At 69.3% G+C, this 18434-nt stretch carries 16 protein-coding genes; 5 read left to right on the top strand and 11 right to left on the bottom strand.

Going from position 1 to position 18434, the window contains the following annotated elements; genetic code table 11:
- Nucleotides 1-204 precede the first annotated feature (204 nt).
- Nucleotides 205-1590 carry a DNA repair protein RadA gene (gene radA, locus ACTODO_RS04810; RefSeq protein ID WP_034512624.1) on the top strand — a complete coding sequence of 462 codons (1386 nt, stop codon included), beginning with the start codon at nucleotides 205-207 and terminating at the stop codon, nucleotides 1588-1590.
- A 36-nt stretch (nucleotides 1591-1626) separates the two neighbouring features.
- Entirely contained in the window at nucleotides 1627-2697 is a 1071-nt protein-coding gene (gene disA, locus ACTODO_RS04805; protein ID WP_003792031.1) for a DNA integrity scanning diadenylate cyclase DisA, read from the top strand.
- A 21-nt stretch (nucleotides 2698-2718) separates the two neighbouring features.
- On the opposite strand, the gene ACTODO_RS04800 is transcribed toward disA, so the two are convergent.
- The 10 genes from ACTODO_RS04800 to dacB all read right to left on the bottom strand — a co-directional run bounded on the left by ACTODO_RS04800 (nucleotide 2719) and on the right by dacB (nucleotide 13800).
- Nucleotides 2719-3639, bottom strand: coding sequence for a hypothetical protein (locus tag ACTODO_RS04800; RefSeq protein ID WP_131332773.1), 921 nt, complete (start codon nucleotides 3637-3639; stop codon nucleotides 2719-2721).
- A gap of 91 nt (nucleotides 3640-3730) precedes the next feature.
- Complete coding sequence (locus tag ACTODO_RS04795; RefSeq protein ID WP_003792029.1) at nucleotides 3731-4210, bottom strand: DUF3180 domain-containing protein; 480 nt, start codon at nucleotides 4208-4210, stop codon at nucleotides 3731-3733.
- Entirely contained in the window at nucleotides 4211-6283 is a 2073-nt protein-coding gene (folK, locus tag ACTODO_RS04790) for a 2-amino-4-hydroxy-6-hydroxymethyldihydropteridine diphosphokinase (RefSeq protein WP_003792027.1), read from the bottom strand.
- Nucleotides 6276-7142, bottom strand: coding sequence for a dihydropteroate synthase (folP, locus tag ACTODO_RS04785; RefSeq protein WP_034512097.1), 867 nt, complete (start codon nucleotides 7140-7142; stop codon nucleotides 6276-6278). The genes folK and folP overlap by 8 nt, the downstream gene beginning before the upstream one ends.
- Before the next feature lies 1 nt (nucleotide 7143).
- Nucleotides 7144-7713, bottom strand: coding sequence for a GTP cyclohydrolase I FolE (folE, locus tag ACTODO_RS04780; RefSeq protein ID WP_003792023.1), 570 nt, complete (start codon nucleotides 7711-7713; stop codon nucleotides 7144-7146).
- The gene (gene ftsH / locus ACTODO_RS04775; protein WP_003792021.1) at nucleotides 7710-9746 is read right to left on the bottom strand and encodes an ATP-dependent zinc metalloprotease FtsH; all 2037 of its coding nucleotides are present in this window, start codon (nucleotides 9744-9746) and stop codon (nucleotides 7710-7712) included. The genes folE and ftsH overlap by 4 nt, the downstream gene beginning before the upstream one ends.
- Nucleotides 9747-9771: 25 nt before the next feature.
- Nucleotides 9772-10326, bottom strand: a complete 555-nt coding sequence (gene hpt / locus ACTODO_RS04770; RefSeq protein ID WP_034512094.1) for a hypoxanthine phosphoribosyltransferase — start codon at nucleotides 10324-10326, stop codon at nucleotides 9772-9774.
- A 172-nt stretch (nucleotides 10327-10498) separates the two neighbouring features.
- The gene (gene tilS / locus ACTODO_RS04765) at nucleotides 10499-11608 is read right to left on the bottom strand and encodes a tRNA lysidine(34) synthetase TilS (RefSeq protein ID WP_003792018.1); all 1110 of its coding nucleotides are present in this window, start codon (nucleotides 11606-11608) and stop codon (nucleotides 10499-10501) included.
- Nucleotides 11598-12440 carry a zinc-dependent metalloprotease gene (locus tag ACTODO_RS04760; RefSeq protein ID WP_003792017.1) on the bottom strand — a complete coding sequence of 281 codons (843 nt, stop codon included), beginning with the start codon at nucleotides 12438-12440 and terminating at the stop codon, nucleotides 11598-11600. Before ACTODO_RS04760 ends, tilS begins: the two co-directional genes overlap by 11 nt.
- Before the next feature lie 4 nt (nucleotides 12441-12444).
- Nucleotides 12445-13800: a D-alanyl-D-alanine carboxypeptidase/D-alanyl-D-alanine endopeptidase gene (dacB, locus tag ACTODO_RS04755; protein WP_034512090.1), complete on the bottom strand. Its 1356-nt coding sequence runs from the start codon at nucleotides 13798-13800 to the stop codon at nucleotides 12445-12447.
- 102 nt (nucleotides 13801-13902) lie between these two features.
- On the opposite strand from dacB, the gene ACTODO_RS04750 reads away from it, so the two are divergent.
- Nucleotides 13903-14397 (top strand): inorganic diphosphatase, encoded by a 495-nt coding sequence (locus ACTODO_RS04750; RefSeq protein ID WP_003792014.1) that lies wholly within the window; start codon nucleotides 13903-13905, stop codon nucleotides 14395-14397.
- Between the two features lie 67 nt (nucleotides 14398-14464).
- The gene (locus ACTODO_RS04745; protein ID WP_003792012.1) at nucleotides 14465-15166 is read left to right on the top strand and encodes a 2'-5' RNA ligase family protein; all 702 of its coding nucleotides are present in this window, start codon (nucleotides 14465-14467) and stop codon (nucleotides 15164-15166) included.
- Nucleotides 15167-15231: 65 nt separating this feature from the next.
- On the opposite strand, the gene ACTODO_RS04740 is transcribed toward ACTODO_RS04745, so the two are convergent.
- Nucleotides 15232-16557: a C40 family peptidase gene (locus tag ACTODO_RS04740; protein ID WP_034512087.1), complete on the bottom strand. Its 1326-nt coding sequence runs from the start codon at nucleotides 16555-16557 to the stop codon at nucleotides 15232-15234.
- A 458-nt stretch (nucleotides 16558-17015) separates the two neighbouring features.
- On the opposite strand from ACTODO_RS04740, the gene ACTODO_RS04735 reads away from it, so the two are divergent.
- Entirely contained in the window at nucleotides 17016-18341 is a 1326-nt protein-coding gene (locus tag ACTODO_RS04735) for an O-acetylhomoserine aminocarboxypropyltransferase/cysteine synthase family protein (protein WP_003792007.1), read from the top strand.
- The last annotated feature ends 93 nt before the right edge of the window (nucleotides 18342-18434 follow it).

Below are 18434 nucleotides of genomic sequence, written 5' to 3'. Positions count from 1 at the left end.
TGACCACAGTCGCGCATTTAGGCGATCACGCTCCGGGAACGAGGCCGGTGCGGGTCACGGGTCCGCTCTCCCAACGCCGCAGTCACGGCGCCCGCCCGCGCGCGGGAACCGCAAGCCCGTGCAATGACCTGGGCCGGTTCGAAGAACGGCGCCCACCCGCGCGCGGGACCCGCAGATGAGGGCGGGTCGGGTTACGGTGAGTGCATGGCGAAAGAGAAGATCACCTACCGCTGCTCCGAGTGCGGGTGGACCTCCCCCAAGTGGGTGGGCCAGTGCCGCGAGTGCGGGGCGTGGGGCACCGTCGACCAGGCCGGCGAGGCCTCGGGCGGGCCGCGCGCGGCCGCGACTCCCCCGCGTCGCCCCGCCCTGCCGATCGGCGAGGTGGACGGCGAGCGGGCCTCGTCGCGCTCGACGGGCGTGAGCGAGCTGGACCGGGTCCTCGGCGGCGGCATCGTTCCCGGCGCGGTGATCCTCCTGGCGGGCGAACCCGGCGTGGGTAAGTCGACGCTGCTGCTGGACGTGGCCGCTAAGGCCGCGCGCACGGCGGCGGCGGGCGGGCGCGGCCCCGTCCTCTACGTGACGGGCGAGGAGTCGGCGGCGCAGGTGCGCGGGCGCGCGGAACGCATCGGCGCGCTCGAACCGAACCTCCTGATCGCCGATGAGACGGAGCTCGGCGTCATCCTCGGGCACATCGAAGCCTCACACCCCTCTCTGCTCATCGTCGACTCCGTTCAGACCATCTCCTCCGCCCAGGTCGAGGGCGGGGCGGGCGGCGTCGCGCAGGTGCGCGCGGTCGCGGCCTCGCTGATCCGGGTCGCCAAGGAGTCCGACCTGCCCACCCTGCTCGTCGGCCACGTGACCAAGGACGGCGGCATCGCCGGTCCGCGCGTCCTCGAACACCTCGTGGACGTCGTCTGCCAGTTCGAGGGCGACCGTCATTCGCGCCTGCGCCTACTGCGCGCGGTGAAAAACCGCTACGGCCCCACCGACGAGGTGGGCTGCTTCGAGCTGACAGACTCGGGCATCTACGGCCTCGCCGACCCTTCCGGCCTGTTCCTGTCGCGCACGACGCGCGGCGTGCCCGGCACGTGCGCGGCCGTTTCTCTGGAGGGGCGCCGGCCGCTGCCCACGGAGATCCAGTCCCTCGTCGCCCCCTCGTCGGGCGGGTCACCCCGGCGCACGACCTCGGGCGTGGACCACGCGCGCGTCGCCATGATCCTCGCGGTCCTTCAGGCCCGCATCGGCGCGGACACGTCGGGGGCGGACGTCTACGTCTCCACGGTCGGCGGTGCACGCACGGTCGAGCCCGCGATCGACCTGGCGATGGCCATCTCCATCGTCTCCTCGCTCAAGGGCACTCCTCCACGCCCCGACCTCGTCGCGGTCGGAGAGATCTCGCTGACGGGCGAGGTACGCGCCTGCACGGGCACCCAGCGCCGCCTCGCCGAGGCCGCGCGCCTGGGCTTCTCCAGCGCGATCGTGCCCGCCCAGGGCAGCGAAGACCTGTCGGGAGTCGACGGCATCACCGTGTTTACTGTGTCGGATCTGGCGACGGCTATTCGTGTCTCTTTTCCGGCGGACTCGCAATAATAGGAATCACACCGACTGTTCTGGGAGGGAATCACATTGACGTCCGATGCAGCGATCCTTCGTGACGCACTGCGCGCAGTCGCGCCCGGCACGCCTCTGCGAGAGGGACTGGAACGAATCCAGCGCTCCCACACGGGTGCTCTCATCGTCCTGGGGTACACCCCGGAGGTGCAGGCCCTGTGCTCGGGCGGCTTCGACCTCGACGTTGCTTTCACGGCCGCGCGCCTGCGCGAGCTGTGCAAGATGGACGGCGCAGTCATCATCGATCCCAACCAGTGGCGCATCCGCAAGGCGAACGTGCAGCTCTTCCCGGACCCAACGATCCCCACGGACGAGTCAGGTATGCGTCACCGTACCGCGCAGCGCACCGCCCGCCAGACCCACCTGCCGGTGCTATCGCTGTCCGCGTCCATGCGCATGATCTCCATCTACGTGGGCTCCGAGCATCGCCTGGTGGAGGAGCCCGAGGCCCTGCTCTCGCGCGCGAACCTGGCGGTTGACACGCTCGACCGCTACAGCCAGCGCCTCGACGAGGTCCTGCAGACCCTCACGATCCTGGAAATGCGCGACAGCGCGACCGTGCGCGACGTCGCCACCGTCATGCAGCGCATGGAGATGATCCGGCGCATCACCTCCGAGATCACGGAGTACCTCGAGGAGCTGGGCTCGGAGGGCCGCCTGCTGGCCCTGCAGGTCGAGGACCTCGTGCGCGGCTCCGCGTCCGAGCGCGCCCTCGTCATGCGCGACTACATCGCGAACCCGGACGACCTGGCACGCGTCGAGGCCGAGCTGTCCTCGCTCGGCTCCGAGCGCATCGTGGACCTCACCGCGATTTCGAACATCCTGGGCCTGGACGTGTATGAGGTCGCGGACCTGGATCGCGAGATCACGCCGCGCGGCGTGCGCGCCCTGTCTCTGGTGCCGCACCTATCGTGGAGCGCCATCAAGGTCGTGTCGGCGCACTTCAACTCGCTGCCGCAGCTGCGCGCGGCCACCGTTGAGGACCTGGAGGAGCTCGAGGGGATCGGCCCCTACCGGGCGAAGCTCATTACGGAGAACCTGGCCCACCAGGCTCAGGCCGTGAGCGCCGGCATCGTCGGCTGGTAGCCGCTCGCCGACTCCCAGCCGTTAGCGGCCCGACTGTGTGCCGGACTGGGCGCCCGACTGCGCTCCCGACTGGGGCGCGGGGGTGGGCGCCGGCGTCACGTCGACGACGGTCGAACCGACTTCTCGCGTGCCCATCGTGACGGCCACCTTGTAGGTGCCGGCCGCGGCGGCGCTCGCGCCGCCCGCGGGAGCCGTACAGCCGTTGGTGTACACGTATCCGTCCCAGCTCAGCGAGCCAGACCAGGTGCCGCCCGGGCGCAGCAGCAGCGTCATCGAAGACTGCTGGCTGTCGGCACAGCGCGAGGAGTCGTAGACCTGGTGGTCGCCGGTTGTCACCGCCAGGTTGAAGCGCGTCAGCGACGTTGAGCAGGCGACCGAGCCGCGGTTTTCCAACGTGAGCGTCACGGGCATGGCGGAACCAGAAGCCACGGGGCTCGCCTTCGCGGTGGCCGTGATGTCGCGGTCCAGGCAGGCAGGAATGTCGATCGTGGTGCCGTCGGTGAGCAGGCCGTCGGCGGTGGCCTCCTGGCCGCCCTTGAGCGTGTATCCGGAGGCGTCGAGGGCTCCGGACTGGACGACGGACTGCGGGGTCGACTGGGGAACAGGAGCGGCGCTAAAGGCTCCCACGATGGCTCGCACAGCGGCGACGATACCCCACACGATGAGCGCGATGATGAGGAGCAGGCCCAGGCCGGTGATGATGCGCCGGGGCCACAGATTCACGGGCGGACGTCCACCGCCCGAGGAGGCCTTCTTAGGCCGACGCCCGGCTGCCCCGCTCCCCCGCTTGGCCGTCGAGGCGCCGGCGGAAGACGCCGCGCGCCTCAAGGCTCCCCGACCGCCCGTTGCGGCTCGGGAGGCGCGGTCGCCGGCGCGTCCGGATGCGGACACGGAGCGACGGGACGAGGGTCGCCGGGGGGAATTCTTACGCTGGTCAGCCACGCGTCCACGATACCGGCCCGCGCCATCGGGGCGCGACTAACGCTCGGGGCGGGCTCACTTTCGCGCGCGAGAGGACTCCCACACGAGGCGCTTAGGCTGCTGCGCTGCGCTTGTGCGAGCTCGAAGATCCGTCGTCGTCGGGGTTAATCACGCACCAGCGTTCCACGACAAGAGCGACGACAATCCAGACAAGGCCAACGAGGCCGCTGAGACCCGATGCAATCGCGTTGCCGACCATCGCCGAGGCCTCGAGCTGCGTGAGGGACACGATCATGACACCGATGAGGACACCGGCGAGCGCGGATCCAACGATCGCGCTGGCCCTGGCGAACACGGCGACCCGCATCGCGCCAATCGCGTCAATCCACGTGTCCTTGTTGGCGCGCAGGCGGCGCACGGCCAGGCCGGACCAGATGAGGAGCGCGGTCGCGACCGCGAAGACGACGGCCGGGCCGGGCGTGACGATCATGGGGGTGCCTCCCGCGCGCATGTGCGCGAAGAAGCCGAGGAAGCTGAGAAGGGCACAGACGAAGCCGACCAGCGTCACCCAGGTGATCGACAGGGGTTTCATTTAACGCCTCTTGACGATGGGGACCGCACCCGTCATCGTGGGCCGCACGACAACGCGGCGCAGGATGCCAGTCTGAGTGGCCTCTTCCTCGGGGATGGGGCCGACGGGGGTGTTGTCGGGCAGCCCGGGGGCGAGGATGGTGGAACGTCCGTCGGCGTGCACGGTGGCCTTGGGAGCCTCGTCGTCGCGCCCCAGGCCAGAGCGGTCGTCGACGACGCGCACGTCGTGGGAGGCACCCACGGAGAAGTTCCAGTCGGGCAGCGCGATCTTGGAGCGGGACTCCTCTCGCTTGGACTCGAACACGGGGGCCCAGCGGGGCTTTTCGGTCCCGCTCGGCTTGTAGGTGCCGGTGCCGATCTTGCGGGTCATACGGCCGGCCGGGGAGTCGGCGGGCACGGAGGACACGGGGTGCCAGGACGGGCGCGACGAGGCCTTGGCTTCGTCCGCGCGGCGGCGGCGCTGGCGGTGGGGCGGGCCGGGCACCGCCGGGGCGGTCGGGGCCTCGTCCGCGGGGGCTTCGCCCTGCGGGGCTGCGTCGGTTTCGTCAGCCGGCGCGGCGGCGTCCGCGGCCGGAGCTTCGGCGTCGGGCACGTCAATGCCGTGCGACGCGGATTCGTCGAGCTCTGGCTCGCTGGCCTCAGGCTCTTCGGCGCTCGAGGCCTCGTCCGAAGCCTGGGCGGCGGCCAGGCGGCTCCAGATGCTGGCGCGAGGGGCAGGGGCCTCGGCGGCGGAGACGGGGGCAGCCTCGGGTTCCTCGGCCTGCTCGGGGGCCGACTCGGAGTCTGCGGCCTCCTCAACGTCGTCGCCGGAGTCCTCGATCACCGTGTGGGCAGCGGGAATCTCCACCGGCTCGGCGGGCTCGCCCGGGCGGGTGACGAGGTCGCTGACCTGGCTGATCTCGCCGGTCAGAGCCTCGATGAGCTCGCGCATGTCGGCGCTGGCCTGCTCGGCACGCAGGGCGAGGAGCTGGTCGGAGTCGGCCATGACGGCTGCGGGATCCTCCAGCCAGTCGTCGACCGCGTCGATGATGCCCTCGCGGTCGGGGGTGTCGGCCAGCAGGTCGGACACGCGGCCCACGCCCTCGAGGACGGCGTCGGGCTCACACAGGATCCAGGGCGCCAGAACGAAGGCGCGTTCCTTTGCGCGCGGGTGCGGCAGGGTGAGGACCGGGTCGGAGGAGGCCAGGCCCTCGATCTGAATGATGTCGATGTCGACGGTGCGCGCGCCCCAGCGCTGGTGGCGCTCGCGTCCCAGCTCGCGCTCGATGCGGCTGGTCTGGGCGAACAGCTCGTCGGGGGTCGCGATCGCGGAGCCGACGACGACGGCGTTCCAGTAGTCGGGCTGGGGGGCTTGGCCGGGGGCCAGCACGGGCTTGGTACGCATGATCGGCGAGACGTCGTCGATCTGGAAGCCCTCCATGTAGGACAGCGCCTCAACCGTGTGCATGAGGGTGACGGGCACATCCCCGAGGTTTCCGCCGATCGCCAGGACGACGCGGCGCGAGCGCAGGTACTCGGGGCGCGTTGCATCGTGGGCGGGCGCGGCGTGTGCGGCCTGGACGTCGCGACGCGTGGGCAGGGCGCCGCTCTGCTCCTGCTCGGCGGGGCTGGGGGCCTGGGCGCGTCCGTAGGCCTCGATCTCGCCGGTGAGGACGGAGCCATCCTCGGCCTCGTAAACTCCCTTGAGGGACAGCGACAGGGGCATCGCCTCGGTCTGGCCCGCGCGCACGGTCACGGACACGTCCGCGAAGGGGTGGTCGATGGGGGCGTCGGGCTTGTGGACGGTGACCTCGGTGCCGACGACGCCCTCGTGGCTCATGACGTGCGAGGCGATGGTCTCGGCGAGGGTCTCGATGAGGTCGACGGCGGTGCCGGTGAGGACGGCCATGGCCTCGTCGGCAATGTCCGCGTAGGAGACGGTGGCGGCGATGTCGTCGGCGGTGCCGGCGGTCTCGACCCACATGACGATGTCCGCACTGAAGCGCTGGTTACGGTCGCGCTCAAAGTCGTAGACGCCGTGGTTGGCCAGCGCCCCGAGTCCTTTCAGGGCGATGATGACGCGTCGGTTAGTCAACGTCGTTCTCCTTTCGGGCGATGGCCGCCACGGTGGCTGCTACGTCGTGGACCCGCACGGCCCACGCGCCAGCTGCCGCGCAGTAGGCGGCGATGTCCGCACTGTTCGTGTCCACGTCGCCGTCGAGGGCCTTGACGAAACGCTTACGAGACGCGCCGACGAGGACGGGGTATCCGCCCTGCAGGAAGCGCGGCAGTTCGCGCAGAATCTGCCAGCACTGGTCGCCCGTCAGCGAGAAGCCGAGGCCCGGGTCGACCACAATTTTATCAGCTGTCACACCAGCATCAATAGCGTCTTGAACCTGGGACCCCACGCGCTCGATGAGCGTACCCACGAGGTCATCCCCGTAGTCGAAGTGCTCCCCCGGCATGCCCGGCAGCGCGCGGTAGTGCTGAACGACGTACGCGCAGCCCGATTCGGCAACAGCAGCGTTCATCTCGGGGTCCCAGCGCCCGCCGCTCACATCGTTGATAATCGCCGCACCGACGCGCGCGGCCTCGCGGGCCGTCGACGCGTGCAGCGTATCCACCGACACGATGACTCCGTCAGTGGCCAAGGACTCGACGATGGTGCAGATGCGCGCCCACTCCTCGTCCGCGCTGATGCGCGTCGAGTTCGGGCGGGTCGACTCCCCGCCCACGTCGATGAGGTCCGCTCCGGCGGCCACCATCGCGCGCGCGTGGCGCAGGGCGGCCGCGACGTCCGTGTAGCGTCCCCCGTCCGAGAAAGAATCCGGGGTGACGTTGAGGATGCCCATGATCGCCGTCCGCCCGCTGGGCAGGCTCAGGCCGCCGGGCAGCGCCGGGGGTGGCGGGACCGGGGACGAGGCCGGGGCGGCGGGCAGGGGCAGGGCACTCACGTCATCGGCTCCCGGACAGAACGAGGGCCATCATCTCGGCGCGGGTCGCGCCGTCGTTCATGATGCCGCGGAGCGCGCTGGTCACGGTCGAAGAGCCGGGCTTGGAGATGCCGCGCATCGACATGCACATGTGCTCTGCCTCGATAACGACGATGACGCCCTGGGGATCAAGGATTTCGTCGATCGCGTCAGCCACCTGGGCAGTCAGGCGCTCCTGGACCTGAGGGCGGCGCGCGTAGCCTTCGACCACGCGGGCCAGCTTGGACAGGCCCGTCACGACGCCGCCGCGCGGGATGTAGCCCACGTGGGCGCGGCCGTAGAAGGGCAGCAGGTGGTGCTCGCACACCGAGAAGAAGGTGATGTCGCGGACCAGGACCAGCTCGTCGGTGCCGGCGTGGAACTGGGTGTGCAGGTGCTCGCGCGGGTCCTCGGTCAGGCCCTTGCACATCTCGCGCCACGCGCGCGCCATGCGGTCGGGAGTGCCGACCAGGCCCTCGCGCTCGGGGTCCTCACCGATTGCGACGAGCAGGTCGCGCGACGCCTTTTCAACGCCAGCGGGATCGTAGGTCACGCCTGCTCCCCTTCCACGCCCGAGGCGTCGGTGGCATCGGTCGGCACCACCTCGGCGTCCTCCTCCATGTCGGGCTTCCACTCGTCCTCGGCTTTAATGCCCACGGGGTGGCCCAGGACCACGCCGGGGACGGCCGCATCGGACTGGTAGTTCCACACGGGGCGCTCGGGGGCCTTGACAACGTCCTTGAAGATCTCCGCGAGCTGCGCCTCGTCGAGGGTCTCCTCCTCGAGCAGGCGCGAGGCCAGGGTGTCCAGAACCGCGCGGTTTTCCGACAGGATCCGCCACGCCTCGCGCATCGCGTTGTCGAGGAGGCGACGCACCTCCTCGTCGATGATCGCGGCCGTCTCGTCGGAGAACGAGCGTGGACCCTCGCCGGACCCGTGACCGAAGGCCTCGGTGTCGGCGTCGCCCAGCTTGACCATGCCAATGCGGTCGCTCATGCCGTAGTCGGTGACCATGGCGCGGGCCGTCTTCGTGGCCTGCTGGATGTCGTTGGCAGGGCCGGTCGACGGGTCGCGGAACACGATCTCCTCGGCGACGCGGCCGCCCATGCCGTACACCAGGTCGTCGAGGAGCTGGTTGCGGGTCTTATTGAAGCGATCCTCGGTGGGCATGACCATCGTGTAGCCCAGGGCGCGACCGCGCGGCAGGATCGTGACCTTCGTGACCGGGTCCGTGTAGTTCAGGGCGGCGGCGGCCAAGGCGTGGCCGGCCTCGTGGTAGGCGGTCACAGCCTTGTCGTGGTCGTTCATGACGCGGGTGCGCTTCTGTGGGCCAGCGATCACGCGATCGATGGCCTCGTCGATGGCCCGCTCATCGATGAACTGCATGTCCGAGCGCGCGGTGAGCAGCGCGGCCTCGTTGAGGACGTTCGCCAGGTCGGCGCCAGTGAAGCCGGGCGTGCGCTTGGCGATCTGGCGCAGGTCGACCTGCTCGGTGAGGGGCTTGCCCTGCGCGTGGACCTTCAGGATAGCCTCGCGGCCCTTCAGGTCGGGGGCCTCGACGGCGATCTGGCGGTCGAAACGCCCGGGGCGCAGCAGCGCCGGGTCGAGGATGTCGGGGCGGTTGGTCGCCGCGATCAGGATGATGTTGGCGCGCTCGTCGAAACCGTCCATCTCGACGAGGAGCTGGTTGAGCGTCTGCTCGCGCTCGTCGTTGCCGCCGCCGATGCCGCTGCCGCGGTGGCGACCCACGGCGTCGATCTCGTCGACGAAGATGATGGCCGGCGCGTTCTTCTTGGCGCGCTCGAAGAGCTCACGCACGCGGGAGGCACCCACGCCGACGTACAGCTCCATGAACTCCGAACCGGAGATCGAGAAGAAGGGGGCATTCGCCTCGCCGGCGACGGCCTTGGCGAGGAGGGTCTTGCCCGTTCCGGGAGGACCGTAGAGCAGGACGCCGCGCGGGATGCGTGCGCCCACCTTGTGGAACTTGTCCGGGGAGGCCAGGAACTCGCGGATTTCCTCGAGTTCCTCCACGGCCTCGTCCTCACCGGCGACGTCCGCGAAGGTGACGTCCGGGCGCTCCTGGTTGAATTCCTTAGCGCGTGACTGCGTGAAGCCGCCCATCATCCGCGAACCCGACATGGAGCGCATGATGAAGTAGAACGCGACGCCCAGGATCATCAGCGAGATCAGCAGTTGAACGACGCCGCCGAGGATGCCGGACTGGGGACGCATCGCGTTCCAGCCCTTCGCGGGGGCCTTGTCGGCCACCGTGTCCAGAATCTCCTTGGTCTGTACGTAGGAGTACGTGAAGTAGACGTTCTTACCCAGATCAGCCGTGCGGTCGCCACTGCCCGTGCTCTGGTGGACGTAGTTTTCCGTCAGCGTCAGATTCACCTGCTGGGTGCCCTCGTTGAGGACCACCCGCTCGACCGTATCACCCGAGATGAGCGCGAGGCCCTCGGAGGTCGTCACGGCACGAGGGGCGAAGAAGCCCCACACGAACCAGCCACCGGCGAGCAGCATGATGAGCGGAACCATCACCCACCCCAGGCTGGGGCGTTTGTTCTTGATCTTCTCGTTCACGTGGGTCCCCTACAGGTAGGCGTTCTCAGTTGTTGTAGACGTGCGGCTGCAGCGTGCCGACGAAAGGCAAATTACGGTACTTTTCCGCGTAATCCAGGCCGTAGCCGACGACGAACTCGTCGGGAATATCGAAGCCCACGTAGGCAACGTCCACGTCGACCTTGGCAGCCTCCGGCTTACGCAGGGCGGTCGCGATCTTGACGGAGGCGGCACCTCGTCCGAGCAGATTGGCCTGCAGCCAGGACAGGGTTAGGCCCGAATCGATAATGTCCTCGACGATCAGCACGTGGCGTCCGGCCACGTCCTGGTCGAGGTCCTTCAGGATGCGCACGACGCCCGAGGTCTTGGTGCCGGAACCGTAGGAGGACACGGCCATCCAGTCCATCTCGAGGGGGGTGTGCAGCTTGCGGGACAGGTCCGCCATGACCATGACGGCGCCGCGCAGGACGCCGACGATCAGCAGTTCTTCGCCCGCGTAGTCGCGGTCGATCTGCTCGGCCATTTCGCCGAGCCGACGGTCCATATCCTCGGCGGTGACCAGGATTTCCTTCAGGTCGTTACCCATATCGGTGGCGTCCACCGTGTCCTCTTTTCGTATCGAAGCTACGCGAGCGATTCCACTATAAGCGTGCCACACAAACGCTCGCCTGTTCCAGGAAGGACGGGATTCTCACTGTCAGCGCAACATCCTGTGATCGTGCAGGCAGTGCCGGGCCGCTCCAGTGGGGTCCATCGCGGTGTATTCCCGCTGTTTAGGCGGGGTCTGGTGCCGTCGGGGCGCCTACCTCGCGCGCGACGAAAGCGATGCGCGCGTGCGCGCCGCGTCCAACACGTGAGGCGGTGCCTCCGGGCAGGTCGATGGGCCCCTGGCCGCGCCACGCGACCACGAGGTCGTCGAGGGCGTCCACGTGGGTGCTGGACAACGCGCGAATTCCTGCGGCGCGGGCGACCTCACGCAGCGCCCGGGTACGCACCGCTCGGGGGGCGCTCAGCAGGCCGGAGACCGCCAGGGACGGGTGTCCTGTCTCTGAGTCGTGTTCCTCCCCGGGCTCCACCGAGGCCGCGAGCGCGCTCGCCCACTGGGTGAGGGCGTCGTCGTCGGCCGCGCACAGGGCGGCCGTGCGGGCCAGCGCGGGAACCGGGTCCACACCCAGAGCCGACGCCAGGGCGGGGATCGCGGCGTGGCGCAGCGCCGAGCGGCGCAGGGGGCTGCCGTCCGCGGCGCGCCACGGCCCGTCGATGTCGTTGGTCGGGTCCTGAATCGGGGTGAGGCCCGCCTGGGCACACGCCTGCTCCGTGTCCGTTCGCCGCAGCCCGAGGAGGGGGCGCAGCCACGTCACCCCATCATCGTCGCGCGAGACGGGGGCGATGGCCCGCAGGGACGAGGGGCCGGAGCCGCGCGCGAGGCGCAGAAGGACCGTCTCAGCCTGGTCGTCCATCGTGTGGCCGAGGAGGATCGGGGCACCCTCACGCTGGGCGACCGCTCGCAGAGCGGCTCGGCGGGCATCGCGGGCTGAGCCTTCGGGCCCTCCCGGGCCCTCCACCGACACGGTTTCAACAACGGCACGCGCCCCCAGAGATTCCGCTCGATCAGCGACGCGGCGAGCCTCCTCGCCGCTGCCCGCGCGCAGCCCATGATCGACGGTCACCGTCACAACCGGGATTCCCGCGCGCGCGGCCACGTCGATCGTCGTCAACGCCAGCGCCAGCGAATCCGCGCCCCCCGACAGGCCGACGACGAGAGCGGGAGGGGCCCCGGCCTCGTCGATGAAGGAGGTCAGAGAAGCGCGCACCGCCAGGGAGCAGGCTCGCAGGGGGCCGCGCGGGTTCGCACCCACGAGGCGGGAGGCGTCAGCGCACACGCGCCAGCCACGCTGCCGGCTCCGCGTACTCGCGGGCGCTCGGCAGGGCCTCGACGCCGGACAGAAGCTGCGCGATCACGCCCTCGCGCACGACGGTGCGCGCAAATCCTTCGGTCTGCGCCTGCAGGGCCTCGACCCCGGCCAGGGGCATTCCGGCCGCCGCACACGCGCGCACCAGGCCGACACCCCCGGCGTGCGCGCGGTGGGTGCGCAGCCACTGGATCGAGGGCAGGTCGCGAGGCGTGAGGACCTCCATCTCCGCGGTGGGCAGGGCGTCCAGGAGCAGGACGATGCGCACGAGTTCGTCGCTGCGTTCGGGCAGCGAGCGCATCAGGTCGGCGATGTAGGGGACGAGGTGGGGGGCGTGGGTGAGGTGGACGCCGCGCAGTCCCGTGCACAGGGAGACCCATCGGCACCAGTCCGTCTGGTCCAGGGCGTAGCGCTGCGCGTCGGCGAGCACGTTGGGGGCCACGAGGATCCGGCGGCCGGAGCGCACGTCCCAGATGCCCGTCGCGTCCTTGGCCAGGGCGCGCAGGATGACGGCCTCGGCGGCCAGGACCTTGGGCGTGCGCGTGTCCTCGAAGCTCTCCAGGAGCGAGCCGACCGAACGAATCAGGCCGCGGCGGTCGACGACGAGGGTCGGGGAGCCGGCCACCTTCTCGGAGGCCTCGGGCAGGGTGGACAGCTCGGCGAGCCGGCGGTCCGACCAGGCGACCGAGCGGCGCAGGCGCGCCACGACGGCGGAAGCACCCACGCGAGAGGCCGAGGGCCCCGCGTAGGACAACGAAGCGAGAACTCCCGCGACGTTGCGCGGGCCAAACGGCATATCCATGGCCTCAGTCTAGCCCGGCGAGGCCCTCCTCGAAGGCGTCGAGGTGGCCGCGCGTGGCGTAGGCGCCCTCGGTGACGTTGTCGTGACCGATCGACACCAGGAGGACGCGCCCGCTCTTCGTCATGACGGAACCGGACAGGGAGGTGACCTCCTGGAGGGCGCCCGTCTTCGCCTGCACGTTTCCGGCCGCGGGCTCCTCGGTCATGCGCTTCGAGAGGGTGCCTACCAGGCCCGCCCACGGCAGGAGGCGCATCGTGTTGGCCTCGGTGCCCGTTCCCTCGTACGAGGCCTTGAGGACACCGACGAGGGTGTGCGCGCTGATCTTGTCGTTGCTGGACAGCCCCGAGCAGTCCTCGAGGGTCAGGCCCTCCGTGGGCACACCGGCCTCGGTCAGGGTCTTGCGCACCGTCTCGGTCGCGCCCTCATAGGTCGAGGGGGCTCCCGCAGCGCGCGCGGCGAAACGGCAGTACTGGTCGGCAAGGGTGTTATCCGAGTGGGCGAGCATCCAGCGCAGCTGCTCCCCCATCGTCGCCGAGCTCACCTGGGCCACGGCTCCCGCTCCCACGGGCGGATCCCCGGCCTCGCCGAGGGTCGCGGAGATCCCCTCCGCGCTGAGGGCCTGCGAGAAGACCTCGGCGACGCGTCCCGGCGCGTCCGAGTAGAAAGCGTTGGCGCCCTCGTAGGTGCGTCCGGCGTCGATCGCCATGGGGCCGACGTGGCCCTCGTAGGAGCCGACTTCCTGTGCGTCCCAGGAGGACAGGTGCGAGGCGCCCTCGAAGAGAGTGCCGCGCCAATTCAGGGTCACGGAGGTGATGCCGCGCTGCGCCAGGGCCGCGGCCGTATCCTTCGCGAGAGTCTGCAGGCCCGCGCGGCCCGAGACCTCAACCTCGTCGGAGGTGCCAATTCCCAGGAGCAGATCGCCCTCCGAATCCAGGTAGAGGGTCTGGTTGTCAGCGCCGAGGAGCGCGCTGGTCGTCAGCGTCGCCGTCGGATCCAGGTGGTGCAGCGCGGAGAAAGCCGCGAGGGTCTTCGTCGTCGAGGCGGGCGTGTGAGGAGTGGCGGCGGCCGCATCCAGGAGGACCTCACCAGTCTCGGCGTCCACGACCGTGCCCCACGCCGTGTAGCCGCCCTCAGCCGCAGCTGCTGCGACCGGCGCCCACAGCGCCTGGACGTCCTCGGCGGAAACCGGCAGCTTCGCGCCCTTCGCATCACCGGAAATCGTTGCGGGTTCAAGCGTCGAGGCCGTGGGAGCGTCCGCCGGAGTAGCCGTTTGCGTCGAACAACCGGCACCCACCAGCGCCGCCGTCGCCACGAGTGCGGCGCTAGCGCTTACAATGGCCCCCATAGACGTGCGATGCATGGATTTCCCTTCGTGGTTACTTCGGTATCTACAGTACCCGTCCATGCGCCGACACAACCAACCGGACCCCCGAGTTTCGGGGCTAATGAGGAAGGCGCGGCCATGGAGTTTGACGTGACCATCGAGATCCCCAAGGGGAACCGAAACAAGTACGAGATCGACCACGTGACGGGCCGCATCCGCCTGGACCGCATGCTCTTCACGTCCACTCGTTACCCTGATGACTACGGCTTCATCGACGACACCCTAGGCGAGGACGGCGACCCGCTGGACGCCCTGGTGCTCCTCGAAGAGCCCACCTTCCCCGGCTGCGTGATCCGCTGCCGCGCGCTCGGCATGTTCCGCATGCGCGACGAGAAGGGCGGCGACGACAAGGTCCTGTGCGTTCCCGCCTCGGACCAGCGCGCCTCCTGGCGTACCGAAATCGACGACGTGTCGGAGTTCCACCGCCTGGAAATCCAGCACTTCTTCGAGGTCTACAAGGACCTCGAGCCCGGCAAGAGCGTCGAGGGCGCCCACTGGGTGGGTCGTGAAGAGGCCGAGGCCGAGATTCGCCGCTCCTACGAGCGCCTGAAGGAGCACGAGGGCGAGCACTGAGCCTATCGCTACGACGGGGCACCCCGCGCGCGCACGAGCGCCAACCCCACCCGTAGAGGGATCCGCATTGGAAACACTCCACGAGTTCGACGAGCGCATCGGATCGTTCCAGACCGACTCGGTCCCCTACGAGCCGGTGTTCGCACTGCCCCCGTCACTGGAAGAGAAGGTGGCCCCGCGCTCCGGCTCGCTGCGGCCCTTCCACGGGGACACGGTCGCTTACTTCCTCGACGACCGGGTCCGGGATCTCGTCGGATCGATCGCGAGCGACCTCCATGCCCGTTTCGGCGAGTCGCTGTCGGAGCCGCTGCCAGTGGAAATGGCGCACGTGACGCTCCACGACCTCCACGCCTCCCCGGACCGGGACCAGGTCCGGCCCCTGGTGGAGGCCAGCTCGGCGCGCGCGAGCGCACTGGTCGCACGGGCGCGCGGGATCGGCCCCATCCGCACGGTGGCCACCGCGGTCTTCAACATGATGAACACGAGCGCCGTCATCGGGGTCAGGGCAGTGGACGAGGAGGAGCACCGCAAGCTGCTGATGGCCCGGGGCTTGTTCGACGAGGTCGTCCCCTCCGGGCCGTTCACGCCCCACGTCACCGTGGCCTACTACCGGCCGGCGATGCCCGTGCCGCTTCCTCCCGGCGAGTTCCGTGACGCGCTCGCGCGGCTGACCGGACGGGTCACTGGCTTTCCCGTCGTACTCGCGCCCGAACGCCTGCACGCCCTGCGGTTCGATTCGATGGGCGTCTACTGGGCGGTTCAGCACTGAGCCCGGCTCCGCCGCGTCCGGTGGCGTCCCGCGGACTGATGGACTGGTCCGCGGGGCGCCGGTCCTCAGAGCCTCACGGCGTAGGGCATGATCGAGCCCCAGCTGTACACGCCGGTGATGCGCACGGGCACGCCGAAGGTGGGAGCCTCGATCATCTGGCCGCCGCCCAGGTAGATGGCAACGTGGTAGATGCCGGACTGGGTACCGTTGGAGGACCAGAAGATCAGGTCGCCGGCCTCCATGGAGCCGATCGGCACGTGCGTGCCGTAGCTGTACTGGGCACGCGACAGGTGCGGCAGGTCGACGCCGGCGCTCTCCCAGGCAAGCATGGTCAGGCCGGAGCAGTCCACACCGCCGTAGGATTCGCCGCCCCACACGTAGGGCACGCCGAGGTAGCTCTTCGCAGTCGCGATTGCCGTGTCGGCACCGCCACCCGAGTAGGAGGGCGCCGAGTACGAGGGCTCCTCGTAGGAGTAGGAAGGCGCAGAGTAAGACGGCGCGGAGTACGAGTAGTCGTCATCATCGTCATCGTCATAGGAGGACGAGGCCTGGGCGGCGGCAGCGGCAGCACGCTCGGCGGCGGCTGCAGCCTCGGCCTGACGCTGGGCTTCAGCAGCGGCGGCTGCCTGCTCGGCGGCGACGCGTGCGGCTTCCTGACGCTCGGCTTCGAGGGCGGCCTCACGCTGATTGATGAGCTCGACGGTCGTGTTCTGCTTGGTGGCCAGTTCCTGCACGTAGGCGCCACGCTGAGCGGCGACGATCGCGGCCTCGTTCTGGGCGGCGGTCGCGGCCTGGTTGGCTGCGTCGGTGCGCTTCTGCACCTCGTCCGTGGCGGCCTTCTGGTTTGCGAGCGCCGTGTTCGCGGCGTCGCGCGTCACCTTGGCGACCTGCTCGAGCGCAGCAACGTTCTGCATCTTCGCCTCGGCGGAGGAGGAGAAGGAGCTGATGCCAGCCTGCTTGGTCTCGACGCTGCGCAGTCCGTCGGAGTCGAGGTAGGGGGCGAGCGCGTCGAGCGTGCCACCACCGTTACGGTAGGCAGCCTGCGCGACGGAGGCGATCTGCTGCTTGCCCTCCTGGAAGGCGGCCTCGGCGGCGTCTGCGTCAGCCGACGCCTGGTTGGCGGTTGCGGTCGCCTCTTGCAGCGCAATGGTCGCTTCGTTGAGGTCTTCGCCCGCCATCTGTGCGTTCTGCATCGCGGTTGCGGCGCTGGCGTTGACTTCGGCGAGCTTGACCTCGATCTGGGCGACGCTCATCTTCGCGGCCTCTTCGGCAGCCTGGGCGGCAGCGATCTCTTCCTCAGAGGGGGCGGCTTGCGCCATCTGGGGCAGCACGAGGAGGGCGCAGGCGGCGATAGTCGTCAGGCCCATGCGGATGGTTCCGCGTCGTCTCATCGTTATCTCATCTCGTCCAATTGGGTGCGCCGGAGCGCGCGTACTGGGAAAGAGCCTATCCACTTTCGTCACGCTTGGCAACAAACACACCATAAAACTCAACTTTCACACATGCAACAATCGCAAGATTCGCAACACCAACACCATGATTACCGCGCAAACACCTGCGCTTTCATAACATTTCAACCACCACTGTGAGCCTTCTCACACAGCCCGACGTCACGCCCCCACCTGTCACAAAAGTCCACCATCCGGGACCATCGCGCCCAGTCCTCGTCAATGACAAACAATTGAAGGCATGAACCGTCGAATGTGCCGCTGACTGCGCGTCAGCACAAGCGACTGCCGCGCAGTCCCCCGACAGCGGGACGCGCCTCGACGCATATTCACTTCACCGCATCTGCGGCCCGCCGGAGGGGAATCAGAGACGAACCACCCCTCTCCTAAGGAGCCGCACAATGACCGCCAACGACTGGTCCTTCGAAACCAAGCAGATTCACGCCGGATACAACCTCGACCCCGCCACCGGCGCGACCGCACTGCCCATCTACCAGACCTCCTCCTACGCCTTTGAAGACACCGCGCAGGCAGCGAGCCGCTTCGCCCTGCAGGAGCTGGGCCCCATCTACACGCGCCTGACCAACCCGACGACCGACGGCGTCGCCGCACGCATCGCCGCCCTTGAGGGCGGCGTTGGTGGCCTCCTCGTCTCCTCCGGCCAATCCGCGACCGCCCTGTCGATCCTCGCCCTGGCCGTCGCCGGCAACAACGTGGTCGCTTCCCCCTCCCTCTACGGCGGCACCGTCACCCTGCTGAAGAACACGCTCGGACGACTGGGCGTCGAGACCCGCTTCGTCGCGGATCCCCTCGACCCCGAGGCCTGGCGCGCGCTCGCCGACGACAAGACGGTCGCCTTCTACGGCGAGACGATCCCCAACCCACAGGGCGACATCTTCGACATCGAGCCGATCGCAACGGTCGCCCACGAGGTCGGCGTGCCCCTCATCGTCGACAACACGGTCGCCACCCCCTACCTGATCCGCCCGATCGAGTGGGGCGCCGACATCGTCGTCCACTCGGCCACCAAGTACCTGGGCGGTCACGGCACCACGATCGCGGGCGCGATCGTCGACTCAGGCAACTTTGACTTCGCCTCCCAGCCCGAGCGCTTCCCCCTCTACAACACGCCGGACGAGTCCTACCACGGCCTCGTCTACGCCCGTGACCTGGGCGTGGGCGGCGCGCTGGGCGCGAACCTGGCGTTCCTGCTGCGCATCCAGACGCTCATCAACCGCGACCTGGGCGCCGTCACCTCCCCCTTCAATGCGTTCCTCATTTCGCAGGGCATCGAGACTCTGTCCCTGCGCATCGAACGCCACGTCTCCAACGCGCTGGCGGTCGCCCGTTTCCTCGAGGCCCACCCGGACGTCGAGTCCGTCAACTACGCGGGCCTGGAGTCCTCCCCCTACTACGAGCTGGGCAAGAAGTACGCGCCGCTGGGCACGGGCGGCCTGCTCTCCTTCGTCCTCAAGGGCGGGTACGAGGCCGGCCGGGCCTTCGCGGACGGCGTGCAGCTCCTGCCGGTGGTCGCCAACATCGGCGACGCGAAGTCCCTCGTCATCCACCCCGCGTCGACGACGCACTCGCAGCTGACCGAGGAGGAGCTGGTCAAGGCCGGCGTCGCGCCCGGCACCGTGCGCCTGTCGATCGGCCTGGAGAACATCAAGGACATCCTCGCCGACCTGGAGCTCGGCTTCGCCGCGGCCCGCGCGGCCACGGCCTAACAGACCCGTCGGCGGCCTCGGCGATACACACTCCTGAGGCTCCGAGGCCGCCGATACCCCCTCCCCCGTCTCCCGCGACAGCGAAGCGCCCCT

Origin of the sequence: Schaalia dentiphila ATCC 17982, from assembly GCF_000154225.1 — a bacterium.
In the GTDB taxonomy this organism is placed as follows: Bacteria; Actinomycetota; Actinomycetes; order Actinomycetales; family Actinomycetaceae; genus Pauljensenia; species Pauljensenia dentiphila.
The sequence above is the reverse complement of the archived record's forward strand: the minus strand, read 5'-3'. Positions and strand labels throughout refer to the sequence as shown.